Annotated in this window: 9 protein-coding genes; 5 read left to right on the forward strand and 4 right to left on the reverse strand. The window is 40.4% G+C overall.

The genetic code is table 11. The features are described 5' to 3' along the window. Positions 1 to 147: 147 nt before the first annotated feature. On the reverse strand, positions 148 to 999 hold the full coding sequence (locus CBM24_RS20540; RefSeq protein WP_088162526.1) for a universal stress protein: 852 nt from the start codon (positions 997 to 999) through the stop codon (positions 148 to 150). 229 nt (positions 1,000 to 1,228) lie between these two features. Further along, a complete protein-coding gene (locus tag CBM24_RS20545) occupies positions 1,229 to 2,254 on the reverse strand; it encodes an NAD(P)-dependent alcohol dehydrogenase (RefSeq protein WP_070566904.1) in 1,026 nt (341 codons plus the stop codon). Positions 2,255 to 2,472: 218 nt separating this feature from the next. On the opposite strand from CBM24_RS20545, the gene CBM24_RS20550 reads away from it, so the two are divergent. The 5 genes from CBM24_RS20550 (at position 2,473) to CBM24_RS20570 (ending at position 9,265) form a co-directional block, all read left to right on the forward strand. Beyond that, positions 2,473 to 2,697 (forward strand): YdeI/OmpD-associated family protein, encoded by a 225-nt coding sequence (locus CBM24_RS20550; RefSeq protein WP_088162527.1) that lies wholly within the window; start codon positions 2,473 to 2,475, stop codon positions 2,695 to 2,697. 345 nt (positions 2,698 to 3,042) lie between these two features. Then, the gene (locus tag CBM24_RS20555; protein ID WP_088162528.1) at positions 3,043 to 3,465 is read left to right on the forward strand and encodes a hypothetical protein; all 423 of its coding nucleotides are present in this window, start codon (positions 3,043 to 3,045) and stop codon (positions 3,463 to 3,465) included. Positions 3,466 to 3,576: 111 nt separating this feature from the next. Next, a complete protein-coding gene (locus tag CBM24_RS20560) occupies positions 3,577 to 4,656 on the forward strand; it encodes an efflux RND transporter periplasmic adaptor subunit (RefSeq protein ID WP_232475590.1) in 1,080 nt (359 codons plus the stop codon). A 15-nt stretch (positions 4,657 to 4,671) separates the two neighbouring features. Then, positions 4,672 to 7,833 (forward strand): efflux RND transporter permease subunit, encoded by a 3,162-nt coding sequence (locus CBM24_RS20565; protein WP_088162530.1) that lies wholly within the window; start codon positions 4,672 to 4,674, stop codon positions 7,831 to 7,833. Then, on the forward strand, positions 7,826 to 9,265 hold the full coding sequence (locus CBM24_RS20570) for a TolC family protein (RefSeq protein ID WP_088162531.1): 1,440 nt from the start codon (positions 7,826 to 7,828) through the stop codon (positions 9,263 to 9,265). Before CBM24_RS20565 ends, CBM24_RS20570 begins: the two co-directional genes overlap by 8 nt. Before the next feature lie 72 nt (positions 9,266 to 9,337). Here CBM24_RS20570 and CBM24_RS20575 read toward each other — a convergent pair whose 3' ends face one another. After that, positions 9,338 to 15,337, reverse strand: a complete 6,000-nt coding sequence (locus CBM24_RS20575; RefSeq protein ID WP_088162532.1) for an alpha-2-macroglobulin family protein — start codon at positions 15,335 to 15,337, stop codon at positions 9,338 to 9,340. A gap of 139 nt (positions 15,338 to 15,476) precedes the next feature. Then, entirely contained in the window at positions 15,477 to 16,049 is a 573-nt protein-coding gene (locus tag CBM24_RS20580) for a hypothetical protein (protein ID WP_088162533.1), read from the reverse strand. Positions 16,050 to 16,404: the final 355 nt, after the last annotated feature.

Raw genomic sequence — 16,404 nt, forward strand, 5'->3', positions numbered from 1 at the left:
ACATTACTTCATATCGGAGAGGCGATTTAAATTTCAGTTAGCAATCATAAAATCACGGCTATTAACTTTAGTGCAATCATTTTCTACTTACTAAATCGTGTACAATTAACCAATGGATAGTAATAACAAGGAGGAGATTACCGACAATTAATATAAATTACGCTTAAAAAAAGTAGGAACCGTCAGATTACGATAAATTGCTTTCGTAAGATTTCTGGAAAATATACTTTTGAAAAAACTTTTAGGAATGTACGACACAAGTAAAAGATCAATAGCTTCGATTTCTACCATGTAGTCGATGCAACGCGGTATAGGCATATTGTAATCTAAGCGATTGACCGCGTTTTTTTCCACATAATCAATTTTATTAAACGAGAATTGGGTGGATAGCTTTTGTTTCCAGTCTTCAATATCTTCTCGTTTTGGAGAGATATACTTTTGTGTTACGTGCAAGAGACTGAGATTGAATTTCTCCGGTACACGTAAGATGAAACTGTCAAGTAGATCATATTCGGACGCTTTAAAATTGCTCAGTAATCCGATATTTTGTAACCTAAATTTTTGGAACATGATGGGTACTGCCAAGACACCGATTGGACTCTTTTTTATCAGGGCAAAGGTATTGCTTCCCAAGACCGCATTTTGTATCATACCTTTACCCTTAGCTCCCATAACGATAAAGCGGTATTCCTTTTCTTGTAGTAAGTTTAGTACCGTTTTTTCCAAGTCGCCGAGCAAACTTACGGTTTTACTGCTGAGATCAGGAAATTCATCGTCGATACGTGTCTGCCAGTCCTTGAGCATGCCTTCAGCCTCTTCCTTCTGAGGCGTCAAAAACATATTCTCCATTTTAGCATGGACACTGTCTTTTATTGGGATAGTATAAGTATGCAGAAGCTCTACTGTCCAGTTAAATCTTTTAGCCAGATTCGCCGCATAGCGGATAGCGGTCCATGAATTTTCAGAAAAATCGGTGAGTACGAGAATTGTTTTGTCCATAAATATTTTGCAGATAAATCAGCGCAGATTACTAGTATTACAACAGTAGAGAATGCAGAAGGTTTTTAATAACCAATCAAAAGAGAGACTTTCAAAAAAAAAAGGTTTTCAAACGGGGAGAATGAAAACCTTAAATAACCAATTATAAACCTAAATTATGATACAACAAAGATAAGCATCAAAAAGATAAAAACCAAAATAAACTACCAAAAAGATAGACTTTTTTTTACTAAGGAATCAGTACAGCCCTTCCTTTGATCTTACCGTTGCGCATTCGATCATAAACTTCGTTAGCCTGATCAAGCTTAAACTGCTCAATTTCAATATGAATCTTCCTTTGCCTAGCCAAACCTACAACTTCCATAAGCTCAACCCGCGAGCCCCAATATGGGTTTGTCATACTCACACCAAAAGGAAGCCCAGACATATTGTACTGGTAGTGTCCCCCACCTAATCCAACAATTGTCAGGTCACCATCCAAACCAACAACCTTTGTTCCTAGATCTATAGTCGATGTTGCGCCTACAAAATCAATCACTACTTTAGCTTTTTTAATGCCGGTAATCTTATTGATTTGTTCGGCTGCATTTGCATCCTTCGAATTGACCACATAGGCTGCCCCCAGTTCTTTAGCAAAGGCTAGTTTTTCTTCGGTGACATCACAGGCGATAATTGAACTCGCGCTTACTTCATTTAGTATTTGTAATGCAACATGGCCCAAACCTCCAACTCCGATTACAACTACATATTCATCTGCCGTTAATTTACCAATAGAACGTTTTATCGCCGAATAAGGTGTAAGTGCCGCATCCGTTAATGGCGCAGCAATGACTGGATCTAAGTCATAAATTGGGACCAGTAAGCGCGAAGAAGGGACAAGCATATATTCCGCCATCCCGCCATCTAGGCCTAGCCCACCACCATAAGCCATTTCAGACTGGTGATCACAATAATTTTCTTTTGATTGCTGACAGGGTTTACAGTGCCCACAGCCCCAAGGACCATAGACCAATACCGCATCACCTTTTTTATAGTCTTTTACATCAGATCCAACTTCTTCAATCCAGCCCGCATTTTCGTGTCCCAAGGTAAACACCGTACCTACAACGGTCCCCTCATCTATAATGTGAAGATCAGAATGACAAACACCTGCACCACCAATTTTTAGTAATACTTCATCGCCCTTAGGAACGGGCTTCACAAGATCATTCACAACGCGGACATCTTTGTGCCCAAAAAAACGTACTGCTTTCATATTGAAAATTTTTGTTGACTAATAGAAAAACAAATAAGAACAATATATGTTTCAACGCATATGAAGACAGCGGCAACATGTAAGTCTTATTCCAAGAAAAAGTATTGCAATCTCCTGATCGTATTACCTAACGGGCAAGTCAAAAGTATTCATGCAATAAAGGCCGGCAACTCGAAGATATTTATGTATTTTTATCGGGAATCAAAGGATAAAAATATATGTTAAAAAAAAATGAACATATCGAAAGCGTTCCTATGGAACTCCAACAATTGTTGGATATGGACGAAAAAGCCAATGCTTTTTTTGAAACACTTTCCAAATCATACAAACAAGGCTATTGTGATTGGGTTGGATCAGCAAAACAGGAACAAACCCGAAAAACAAGAGCTGAAAAAGCAATACAAATGCTACGAAATAATCAGAAAACGTTAAAAACCGTTTAGAATAGCCCAATTGAATATTAAGGTAGTTACTTATCAAAAAATACTGCAAGCCATTTTTACTCAAGTAAAAGAATAGATTAGGCCAAACAAAAAAACAACGAAAATAAACTCGAAAAAAACCTAAAAACATAACCCATTGAAGAAAACTAAAGCTATTTAGGTCATATTTTTCAAAAATATGACCTAAACGCAATTTCAAAAACGGAATTTGAGCAATTTTTACACAATTAATTACTAAAACACCGTCAGTTTAAACACTTTGTAACAATATTACATAAACTTTAAAATTTCCATACCTAAATCACTTGTATCATTTTTAAAGTTTAATTACATTTGCTTTCAAGGATGCAAGGAAAATTCCATCAATATCTGTTCGGCGTAGTTTGCGCAATACTTATCAGTTTTGGCTGGTATCATATGCCAACACCAAATAAAATCCCTTCCTGCAATCTTCACGCTGTCAATCATTTCAACAAGCAATTAAAAAGCGAAGATTATGACACCAAAGTTATTCGCAAAACTAAACGTCCTCGACATGAAAAATTAAGGGCTTATTTTTCAGAAAATGATAATGAAAACGACGACACCGGAAGTGATTCCAATAGCCCTAACTTATTCGCACTTAAAGGAGAGGGTTTTGGAAATCTAGTCTCTTATATACATCCCGAATTTCACAATACACGCACAGCAGTTTCGCTTGCAAATTCCAACCAGCATACTTCACGAAAAAGCGCCCTATATATCCATTACAGTGTATTCAGGCTGTGATTTTTTAATAATTTCTTAAAAAAAGATCAAAATAACTTTCAAAATCATTTGGAAGCAGGTCACACTATTGTTCAATTTTTCGAAAATAATTAAAAAACTATTATCATGGTCATGAGAAGCTTTATGTATATAAGCCTGTGCCTTATTATTCTATCGACAAGCTGTCAGTCAGAAAAAAAAGACAAAAAAGAAGCTGCAGTTTTCAACGTCACTACTCCTTTGGTCAAAGATACAATTGTCAATAAAGATTATGTCGCCCAAATCCGTTCGATCAACCATATTGAATTGCGCGCGCAGGAAAAAGGCTACATTCAATCGATATTTGTCGATGAAGGTCAATTTGTACAAAAAGGACAACCCCTCTTTAAAATCATGCCCAACCTCTATGAGTCCGATGTTAATCGTGCTAAAGCCGAGGTAAAATATGCTGAAATCGAATATCAGAACACCAAAAATCTGTCCGAAAAAGATATTGTCGCTCCGCAGGAAACTGAAATGGCAAAAGCAAAATATGAAAAAGCCAAAGCTGAGTTAGCCGCTATGAATACTCATCTCAAATTTACTGACATCGTAGCACCGTTTTCAGGAATCGTTGGTAAGCTCCATGTCCGTAAAGGAAGTCTTGTAGATGAAGGCGAGCTGATCACAGAACTGTCCGATAACAGTAAAATGTGGGTTTACTTCAATGTCCCCGAAGTCGAATACCTCAATCAAATGGACACAAAAAAAGACACTAGCCCGCTGCATGTACGGTTAAACATGGCCAATGGAAAAGAATTCGGTCATGAGGGTATTGTTGAAACAATTGAATCAGACTTCAATAATGAAACTGGAAATATTGCCTACAGAGCGACTTTTCCAAATCCAAAGGGATTATTGCGTTATGGCGAGACAGGTAATATCGTCATTACATCGCCCTATAATAACGCGCTTATGATACCTCAGAAAGCTACATTCGAAGAGCTTGAAAAAAAATATGTTTACGTTATTACAAAAGATAATAAAGTAAAAGCAAGAGAAATAAAAGTTGCTGCCGAACTGCCGCATATCTATGTTGTTTCTTCCGGATTGGGCAAGGACGAAAAGATTCTACTGAATGGACTTCGCATGGTACAGGAAAACCAGACCATTGAATCCAAATATCAGACACCGGAGAAAGTCATGTCAAACTTAGATTTATATGCAGAGTAATTAAAAAGCAGCATTATGTTTAAAAAAGTAATACATCGACCGGTATTTGCTATTGTCATATCGGTTGTAATCCTATTTATCGGAGGTTTGGCCATAAAGCAACTTCCTACTGAGCAATTTCCAAAAATCGCACCAACTACAGTTGCGGTCTCCATTGCCTATCCGGGTGCAAGTGCCGATGTACTTGTAAAATCCTCATTGATTACACTGGAGAATGCAATCAACGGTGTACAGGGAATGCGCTATATCGCAACCGATGCGACCAGTGCCGGTGAAGCAACCGTAAACGTCGTATTTGATCCGGGAACAGATCCTAACGATGCCGTAGTACTGGTCAAAACCCGGGTGGATCAGGTTATGCCACTATTGCCTGAACTTGTTCAAAAGGAAGGAGTCGTCGTCAATCCAATTCAGCCCAGTATGCTGATGTACGTGAATCTTTACAGTACAAATAAAAGCATGGATGAAAAGTTCTTGTACAACTATGCAACGGTAAATATCATTCCTGAAATCAATCGTATTCATGGCATCGCCAAATCACAAATCTTAGGTAGCCGTAGATATGCCATGCGCGTCTGGTTAAATCCCGATCGTATGCGCGCCTATAGCTTGTCAGTTGATGAAGTGATGAAAGCGATAGGAGAACAAAGCATCATCGGCCGTCCCGGTCGACTGGGACAAAGCTCGGGTATTGCAGCGCAATCCCTCGAATATGTCCTAACTTATAAAGGGCAATACAATACACCTGAAGAATACGACAATATTATCGTTCGCGCAAACGGCGACGGTGAAAACATCAAGTTAAAAGACGTAGCTAAAGTCGAATTGGGTAGTGAATTCTTTGACATCTATTCCAATTTAGACGGGCATCCCTCGGCTTCAATTGTGTTGAAACAGAATTATGGCAGTAATGCCAATGACGTTATTAAAGATGTGAAGGCAAAACTTGCTGAGATGAAAGGTAACTTTCCTCCAGGGATAGACTATAAAATCAGTTATGACGTATCCCAATTCCTGGATGCTTCTATCGAACAGGTGATGCATACCCTACGCGATGCTTTTATTTTAGTTGCCATTGTTGTGTTTATTTTCCTTGGCGATTGGCGTTCGACGTTGATTCCAATCATCGCCGTGCCCGTTTCGCTGATAGGTACATTCTTCGTCATCCAATGGTTCGGTATGTCGATCAACTTAGTGACCTTGTTTGCATTGGTGCTTGCTATCGGGATTGTCGTGGACAATGCCATTGTGGTCATTGAAGCAGTACATGCCAAAATGGAAGAAAGTGCCATATCGCCATACAGCGCTGTAAAAGAAGTCATGGGCGAAATCGCAGGTGCTATTATCGCTATTACAGCTGTTATGGTGGCCGTTTTTATCCCCATTTCATTTATGACAGGCCCTGTCGGAACATTTTACCGTCAGTTTTCAATTACCATGGCGAGTTCCATCGTGATATCTGCAGTAGTCGCATTAACCCTTACTCCTGTGCTTGCCGCGATGCTCCTGAAAAATAACCATGGTAAACCAAAAAAATCAAATGTATTCACTAAATCGCTCGACCTTTTTAACCGTACTTTTGATAAAATAACGGGCAAGTATGCCTCCTTACTTCGTAAAATTGCCAGCCGAAAAGTAATTACATGGGGTATCTTAATAGCATTCTGTGTCGGAATTTTCGTCATTAACAAAACGCTTCCAGGAGGTTTTATACCGAGCGAGGACCAAGGCACAATATATGCCATTATTCAGACTCCTCCAGGATCAACATTGGAACAGACCAATAAGCTTTCCAGAGAGCTCCAAAAGATCTGTCAAGGGGTAGATGGGGTAGAATCTGTCTCATCACTGGCGGGTTATGAAATCATGACCGAAGGCCGTGGATCGAATGCAGGAACCTGTCTTATCAACCTCAAAACCTGGGGTGAACGTGAACACTCCGTTAAAGAGATCATGGAAGAACTTGAAGAAAAATCAAAAAATCTAGGTGCAACGGTTGAATTCTTCGAACCTCCCGCTGTTCCAGGGTTTGGTTCTTCAGGAGGTTTCTCCATGCGCCTGCTGGACCTCAATAGGACCACCGATTACCAAGATTTCGATAAAGTAAATAAAGCATTTATCGCTAATCTAAAGAAACGTAAGGAACTCACCGGAGTCTTTACATTCTTTGCCGCCAATTACCCACAATACGAATTGGTATTTGACAATAACGCCGCCATGCAAAAAGGCGTTTCCATTGGTAAAGCCATGGACAACCTCAATATCCTTATCGGTAGTACCTATGAGCAGGGTTTTATCCGTTTCGGTCAGTTCTTCAAAGTCTATGTACAATCTTCACCAGAATTTAGAAGGCTACCTTCCGATATCATGAACCTTTACGTCAAAAACGATCATGACCAAATGGTTCCTTATTCGGCCTTTATGACCTTAAAAAAAACACAGGGACCAAACGAAATCACGCGCTACAACATGTACAATTCGGCCGCCATCCGTGGACTTCCGGCAAATGGGTATACAACGGCCGACGCTATTCAGGCAATCAACGAAACTGCACTTCAAACATTACCACATGGCTATAAAGTTGCCTGGGAGGGCTTGTCCTATGATGAGGCCCAACGTGGAAACGAAGCCGTTTATGTCTTTTTAGTCGTCTTAGTCTTCGTATATCTTGTACTTGCTGCACAGTACGAAAGCTTTATCATTCCGTTTGCGGTATTGTTGTCGCTACCAGTTGGTGTATTTGGATCATTCTTCCTATTAAAAGCTATGGGACTGGAAAATGACATCTATGCACAGGTCGGACTGATCATGATTATTGGTTTATTGGGTAAAAATGCAGTGCTTATCGTAGAATTTGCCGTGAAAAGGCGCCAAGCTGGCGATAGCATATTAGAAGCAGCTATTGAGGGCTCACGAGCACGTTTCAGACCTATCCTCATGACCTCATTTGCATTTATCGCTGGACTTGTACCACTTGTCTTTGCCAGTGGTGCCGGAGCTATCGGTAACCATACCATAGGTGCCTCAGCGCTGGGAGGTATGCTCGTCGGAACTATCTTTGGCGTTATTGTCATTCCCGGACTCTACTACATTTTTGCAAAATTGGCTGACGGAAGAAAAATGATCCAAGCCGAAGACGAATCACCATTAAGCGAAGACATGATACATTATGAATAAGAACAGATTATATCACTATACAGGTTTCGCATTTTTCTTGCTTAGTCTTGCAGCCTGCAAACCACTGGAAATAAAACAACGTGCCGAAAATAGAACCGTTCCCGGAAACTATGGGGATGCTGACAGCGACACCGTGAATACAGGAAAAATCAAATGGAACAGCTATTTCAGCGATCCCAATCTACAAGGACTGATCGGTCAGGCACTAGCAAACAACCAGGAGCTACATATTATGCTTCAGGAAATTGAAATAGCCAAAAATGAGGTAAGCGCCAAAAAAGGTGAATATCTACCTTCCGTAGGTGTAAAAGTTGGTGCGGGGGTCGACAAAGTAAGTCGCTACACAAACATTGGAGCGATGGAAAAGAATACAGAAATCGAACCCGGACGCGAAATGCCGGAACCGCTATTTGATTTTGGAGTTGGTGTACAGGCACAATGGGAAACAGATATCTGGGGTAAACTCCACAATGCGACTAAAGCGCAGCTGCAACGGTATTTTGCCAGCGTGGAAGGCAAAAACTTTATGGTAACTCACCTGATCGCTGAAATTGCAGATTCTTATTATGAACTCCTGGCGCTGGACAACGAACTTCTGGTTATCAATGAGAATGTAAAGATTCAAAACGATGCACTTGTCGTGGTAAATGACTTGAAGAAAAACGCGCGATCCAATAAACTTGCCGTCAAAAGATTTGAAGCCCAGATATTGAAAACCCAAGGTATGCAATATGATATCAAGCAGAAGATCACAGAAACAGAAAATAGAATAAACTACCTCGTTGGAAGATTCCCGCAGCCGGTTCAAAGGGATCAACAATCCTTTGATCAGCTTGTTCCGCAAACCGTTTATGCGGGCATCCCGGCCGACCTTCTGGAAAACAGACCGGATATAAAGCAGGCTGAATATGAACTTGCAGCCTCCAAACTGGATATCAAATCGGCCAAAGCCCGCTTTTATCCTTCTCTGGACATTGCAGCGGGAGTAGGTTTTCAAGCTTTTGATCCGACTTATATCATCAAACCGGAAGCGTTTCTCTCTTCCCTCGTTGGTGAACTAACCGCCCCTTTGATCAACAAACGGGCAATTAAAGCCGCGTATTATAGCGCAAATGCACGACAGGTTCAGGCTGTTTACCATTATGAGCAGACGATATTGGCTGCTTATATTGAAGTTGCAAACCAGCTCTCCAAAATTAAAAATCTGGAGAATGGCCTACAAATTAAGACCAAGGAAGTTGATGCATTAAATGAGTCTATCGGTATTTCCAACGACCTCTTTAAATACGCCCGCGCAGATTATATGGAGGTTCTGCTGACACAACGTGATGCCCTGGAATCCAAATTTGAGCTCGTTGAGAAAAAGGTCAACCAACTCAAAGCAAGCGTAGCCATATACAGATCCCTAGGTGGTGGATGGGATCATCAATAGCACAATTTAATTTTAGTTTTTATATGTTGGGGACTTATCATGTGATAAGTCCCTTTTTTTGTAAAAGCATATCTACTCCACCACGATTTCTTTCATTTTCTCGTTTCCATAGTATGTCGGGAAATACATTAATTCAGCCTTCGCGGGGTTGACTGTATAAGTCCCGGTATAACGAGGTAAAAGTTCGATCTCAAAGGTATGTGTACCTTTCCCCAGTTTGTTGCAAAAAATGACGACACGATCTTTGAAATGCTCTCGGTGCGCCTCGATTCTATAGTATCCATTGGTTTTGGTTTCATAAGAACATCCCGCCGGTATAGGAACTTCGATCTGCACATACTCAGCTTCACCAGTTAAGGTTACGCTTGCTTCAAGTTTTACAGGCTTCCCTTCCTTTAGCGCCGCTACCGTAGCACCATTGTCCTTAAATCGCGTTGCCACGGCAAGGCCCTTTTCTTTTTCTATGACAGGATTTGGATTCCAAAAATTTTGATAGGCTGTCACAAAAGCCGGCCCCGTCCCTTCTTTCCTCACTTTAATCTGTTCATCCGACTTAAAGCTTTGCGTATACGGAAATGTAGTGACGCGTTTGCCATTGATGACCATTACCGGTGCCTGGAAAGACTCACCCTCTTTCAGTAAATCAGGAAGAATACTTCGTATGATACGGGAAGATTCGTAGATATTATACCATTGGTTTTGCTGCCGCTGCGCGAAAAAGTAATTACGGATATTTTCTAAATCCGAATCATGACCACCAATTGATTTTAAGACACCGTAAGCCAACAGTGTATTCTCGGTATTGGTTTCCGTAGGTCGCATAAAAAATCTACCTTTCTGATCTGTTGTAGTTCCAGAAGTCCAATAAAGCCCCCCTAAGATAGCCCTTGAGGAGTATTTAAGAACGGTATCTGCAGCATGTGAATCCTTAAGACCCAGTTTTGAAATCAATAGATATTTCAACAGTTTATCCTTAATGGTTTTACTTTTCAGTTTTGTATCAATTTCGAAGAAATAATCTTTGTAATCGGTTTTCGGATCTAGCCGGAGCAGATATATCAGGGAGCCAAACAAATTCTCTTTGGCCCCGTGAAGCTTATCTTTATCCAATAGAAGATCCAGCGAAGCCAAGCTGCTTTTCAACATGGTTTTTTCACGTTCTGCATAGATCTCCGTATCGATCTCAACCTGGTATCCTGCTTCTCCGGCATCCAACAGGACCCCGATCACATAGTTGCTGATCCAGGTCACAGTTTCACTTTTGTTCCACCAGCCCCAGCCCTGATTGGAATTTTTGTTTTTCTGTAACTCCTTCAAAAGATCCTTTATTTTCTTATCCTCTGTAAAGGGCTTTCCGATCAATTTTGTAAGCTCTTTTTTAGAAAGTAACGCGCTCAATTTGGAAGCCATCTGTTCATTGCATAGAAATTTGTAACGATCAATCGATTCGATTTCCCGTTGTAAAAATTCCAGCGAATTTGCTTCGGCATGCAAGGTGATTTCGCCTAGCGCAGGAGAAGTTTTTAGCAAATACTCTGCGGTACTGTTGAGTACTTTAAAATCTCCTTCATGTTGTTCAAGCCCCTTTTCAAAAATCGGAATGCTACGTTTTTCGCCATCAAAATATCCATTTGACAATCCGATCGAATAAGCAAGTTGGATGCTGTCCCCCTTATCGGCAATAACCGATATAGGATCCCGATAGGACTTCGCAATTTTCAACTTTGCCTCCTGCGTTGTTAGTCCATTGTTGATGGTACGCAAGAGCTGTAAGCTGTCGCTAAGATAATTGACAACCCGTCCCATGACTGTAAACTGATCACCTCTGATGGCAAATCGGGGAGTCGACAAATGTGCCGAAACAGCTTTAAAAGATTTGACATTTAGCTCTTTTATGTCGGCGAAATTTTTATTTCCTTTAGCAATAAAGAATGTTCGCCAATTGGTAATATCATCCGGATAGGTCGCTTCAAAATTAGCTTTTCCCTGAGCATCGGTAGTTAGCTTTGGCTGCCAGAATGCATCATCGCGGAAGTTCACGCGCATCGTATTTCCAGATTCCAAATAGGGCATAACCACAGCACCTGTCGATGTCGCAGAAGCTCCAGCCTTCATCTGAACCATCACCACACCGTTGGCGGCCCTAGCACCATACAATCCAAGCATAGATTGATCTTTAATCACATTCAATGACGCGATAGTCGATGGATCAAGACTTGAAATATCACCTTCAAAGGGGACTCCGTCTACTAAAATCAATGGTTTTTCATTGGGGGCCGGACTAGCAGCGCCACGAATACGAATCCCTGCTACGGCACCCTGTAACATAACCGTAGTCACCCCATCCATCCTAGCATTGATCGATTTCACTGCCGCAGTCAATGATTGTCTTTTTTGGACGCCATACCCCACAACAACCACTTCATCCAATTGATTTTCGCTTGGCTTTAACTCCACGAAATAATCTTTGCCACTGGAGACTTTGACTGTAGCTGTATTGTACCCTAAAGCAACAATCTCAAGTACCGTATTTTTGTCATCGGAAAGCTCAAGTTCCACACTTCCGTCAAAGCTTGTGAAATATCGTTTTTTGGTATCCGAAACACTCACTTTAGCCCCAATTAATGGCGTATCACCATCGTAAACTAAGATCCTGGCGACCTTATTATTCTTTCTTTTCGCGCTAAAATCTTCTCGGTCTATTTTTAAGAGCTGCGGATCAATCTCTTGCCCATGTCTTATAGAATCCCGCAATGGGTTTTCCACGGTACGCACAATAATTTCATCGCGTACAAGTTTGTAAGCCAATCTTGCCGCTTGGGATGCATTGCTCCATTGAATAGAATCCAGTCTGAGATAATTCATCCCATTGGCTTTGAGTTTGATTGGCAGGCTAAATGAAGTTGAATCATCCTTTACAATATGCAAAGTAACATCGCCGACCGGAAGATCCCCAAAAGTTCGATGTCCACCGTAAAACAGTCGAAAGTACATTCTCTCCTCTACATTCGTCGGTTCAATAAAGATCAATGCAGGTCGAATCCCTTTTTGTGCAGCATCATTACCCAGAGTTAAATTCAATTTAAAAATAGCGTCTTTTTTCCCTTTTTTCACCGTAGCAAATTGTGCAGGTCCCGTGCTATTCTGCATGGTCTCCTGGAAAGTACGTTCTACGTTTGACTTGATATCCTCCAAGGTCCATACCCTCTCCTGAAAATCTAAATTTGGCGTAAAATCATACAGATCAATCCGCAAAGGATTGCCATCCCAGCTTTTTTGCTTTTGGTAATTTTTATAGATACTGTATTGATAGCCTCCCTCAATTTCAAAACGTCCAATTTTTGCTGTGTCAACCATGAGGCTGCCTATTTTGGACACACCATTATACATTTCTGTCCTTGGAAATGGTCCCACCATCAAGGGGACGGGAACCTGTGTCCGCAACCGGTTATCGTAAACAGTTTTTCTTAGGGGATTGAGGTAGTAGAGATCTCCCGCTGTCTGGATATATGCAGGCATCTCAATCAATGCATTATTATTGGGTAATTGCCAGGCTCCAAAATTGTTGGTTACTGTAATCAACTGGCGCTTCAATTCAGTCAATTCGTTAGTGTAGAGCTTACCACGTTCTTCTTTAGGTAATCGGTAAACCAAAATCTGGCCTTTGCTAAATGCTTTGTCGGGGTAGTTAAAACCAATCGTATCCTGTGAGGCATTAAAGGAAACAATGACCTTTTTCCCCTTTTCAAGATAAAAGCCATTTACACGAATGTCGCGATCCTTGGTCCTAAATCTAAAATCATGCTGCCCCGGAGAAACTTCAAAAATAGTATTGTTATTTTGTTGGTCTTGTTTAGCATAAGTCAATACACCGTCTATCCAGACTAAATGTATCCCCTGCACCGCACCATTTACTACGACATAAGGGGAAATTTGGCTCTTGACCGCATCCAGAGGAAGAGACTCCTGATAATAATCTTTGGGATATAAAAACCGATAAAAAGCCATTGTATCCAACTGCATATCTTTAGACCATTTTGCCCAATTTTGAAGAGCTCCCTGATGAACCTTCTCATCATCATCCAAACTAAAATTAAGATTTTGTGAGACTCTTGCCCTTCGCATCAGACCACCCATAGTAATATTTGGAGTGGTTGCAGACCTAAATTTTGAGGTAAAACCATAGGCCGTAATATCGATATCTTTCAAAGGGTTACCATTCTTATCCGTAACCGAAAGTTCCACGTCAGCCTTCTGCCCCGGATAAACTGTCGTCGCCGTGTTGACGGCCAAATTTAAATTCTTCTCCACATAGGGTAATTCTTCCTGGATAACTTTTGATTTTCCTCCAAAAAGATAGGTGATTTCCATGCTATACCCGTCTTTTCCCCGAGCTAAAAATGTACCATTTAATTTGGTATTATAACCCGAAGCAATCGTACGACCAGCACGATAGACACGATACCAAAATGGAATCATAGCGGGATTATTGACATGCAATATCACCGAATCCGCAGTTCGATAAAACCGATAATTCAGTTGTGCCTGCTCTTGATCCTCCAGATAAACGTTTTTACTGAATCCATTCGACTTGACAACAATTTCTTCGGCCTGCCAAGGTATAGAAACCAAATTAGGTAAGCTCAAATTTTCAGTCTTCAGCACTTCACGATGTTCACCTAATATCATTAGCTGAGCAGTTGTTGGCATCGCAACACTTTTTTCGAAATACTTCAGCTCCGCATGCCCGTCTTTTACAGCAATACGAATTTCCTTTTCGCTGTTGAGTATATTAAGGTCGAGACTTCGCTCAATTCTTTCATTATCCGAACTTAGATAGGTGCCAATAACCCGAAATGTAAGACCTATGTCAGCCGGAAAGATTGAATCGGGTAATACAATTTCCTTTTCCGCGACATCTGCGAGCGAAACGCTCGTTTGCCATAATGTATCTGGAATAAAATTGACCTTATTGGACTTTATATCAAGCGTATAAAGTGGACTTGTCACAACACGCACATCTACTTTCCCATCATATATGGGCATTTCATTTTCATTTAAAGCTTTTAGTTTCAGTCGCACACTGTCTCCTTTAGCATATTTCGTCTTTTCGGACGTCATATTAAAGCTTAGGCTTTTCAACTCATAGTCTTCATATCGGAAAGACTGTTGATGCAAGACGACTTTGGCTTTTGTAGATTCCAAAGAAATCCCATAATCTTTATCAAGGATAAGGCCAAGGCCCTTCAAATCAAATGCAAAGTTGTACATTCCCGGATGATAAGGAGCAAGTCGGGCCAAAATGGTATCTTTAGCATATCCATATCCACCTGTCAGACGTACGGCAATAGAATCACGGTAAGGTTTCCATTTTTCTTCCTCAAGATAAGCTTTAAATTTAACCTGCTCATTTGGCTTATACATTGGCTTGTTAAAAACCATAAAGCTTTCTGTCTGTTCAGTTTCTTGTTTATAAAAGAACCTCTTAATCTTAAACTTTGCTCTAAGCCAGCTATTTTTGATTCCTCTCCATAATGGAACCTTTTCTTTGTAAGGCCAACTCCGTTCTACACTCAGGTAATGATAGACACCCTTATGTTCAATACTGACGACATCGTCACTATTTGCATTAGCAGCTTTATAATAATGTAACTTCTTATCGAATGACATGCGACGTCCCTTCACTTTTACTTGGGCATCTTTTATAATCGTTCCCAGAGAATCGTATAGACAAATCGCAAAAATTTCTGCCGGAATAATCTTGACATATAGGTTATCACTAATCAATTCCTGATAAATGAGATCAGCTCCACTGGCGCGGACCTGGACATAATTACCAGGAGGTAAAGTCGGCTGTGGACTTCCGGCCTTATACTTGAGAAAAAAATCGCTGAGCATAGTTTCATCGAATTTCTTCTCTCCCAAGTGAATTTTTCTTAAAACTTCTGGGCTCAGTTTATAAATATAATAGTCAGAAGATCCACGCGGACTATTGAATAAGGTCGATTGCCCACAAAGGACCACAGAATACAGAACAGCTAAAAAGCAGACAACAATTGATTTCCATTTCATGTTTAAGATACTGGCTAAATTCTTTTAAAAATAGATAAATTTACCTAAAGCCAAGTACTAGATTTTTCCATCCGGCACTTCAACTTTCGTGCAGGGATGCGAAGAATATCAAAATTCCATAAACGGAGAAAAAAAAAAATTACAATTTCAACCTACCTTTGATTGAATCTATAACTTCAGTGTCCGAGGGAAAGTCACCAGCTCCCGAACCGCTGGAACGATTGACCAAAGGCGGCTCCTCACCATATAGGGTATCGCGGGCGATGACTACCTTCTTGTCGAGATCTACATAGCTAATAATATAATTGCGCTGATAAGCTTTATCTTTTTGACCGATCTTGTTGACATACTCTCCTTTTTCCTGCATGTCCATCGCTATCATAACAATGCCTTTGACAGCATCACCGGGGTAATTATCTACTGTTCCCAATGCCTCGTTCCATTTTTCCTTATAAGTTATTCCCAAATCACCGGCACCGCCATTTTCAAGAATTAGACAGCTCTTCCCCCAGTCTACTGCGGACAATTGTACTGGATATTTATAAATAGTAGTATGATCGCCAAAACCAGCTAAAATTCGGGAAGATAATTGTTCTGTTTTTTCCTGATCCGCCTCCATATTTCCCAAAAGACGGTAAGCCCATATACCGATACCAAGTACTGCAACCAATACCAGGCCTACAAAAGTGAATATTGCTTTCTTATTTCCCATAGTTCTATTTTATTTAATTAATTACCAATCAAATATACTTAGTCTATATGCTCATTTTCACCCTTTTTACAATTCGCTTGACCTGCTTTATTATTTGCTGCGCTTGCTTAAATAAACGTTATAAAAACAAATATTCGAGCCTTCGCAGCCCTAGTTTTCAACAACATGAAATAACAGGAGCTGCCACTATTTTATTTTTATCATAAATGATGGTTCATCCAATTCATACTGACACATAGCTGTCACATAGTGGTTATATCTTTGTTTAACCTTAGCAGGAAAACAAATACTAAACAAAAAACAATTCCAGAGCAAAGGCTATTAGTAGGATAACTAATCGAATTTTAAATTATTA

Origin of the sequence: Sphingobacterium sp. G1-14, from assembly GCF_002196555.1 — a bacterium.
Lineage (GTDB): Bacteria > Bacteroidota > Bacteroidia > Sphingobacteriales > Sphingobacteriaceae > Sphingobacterium > Sphingobacterium siyangense.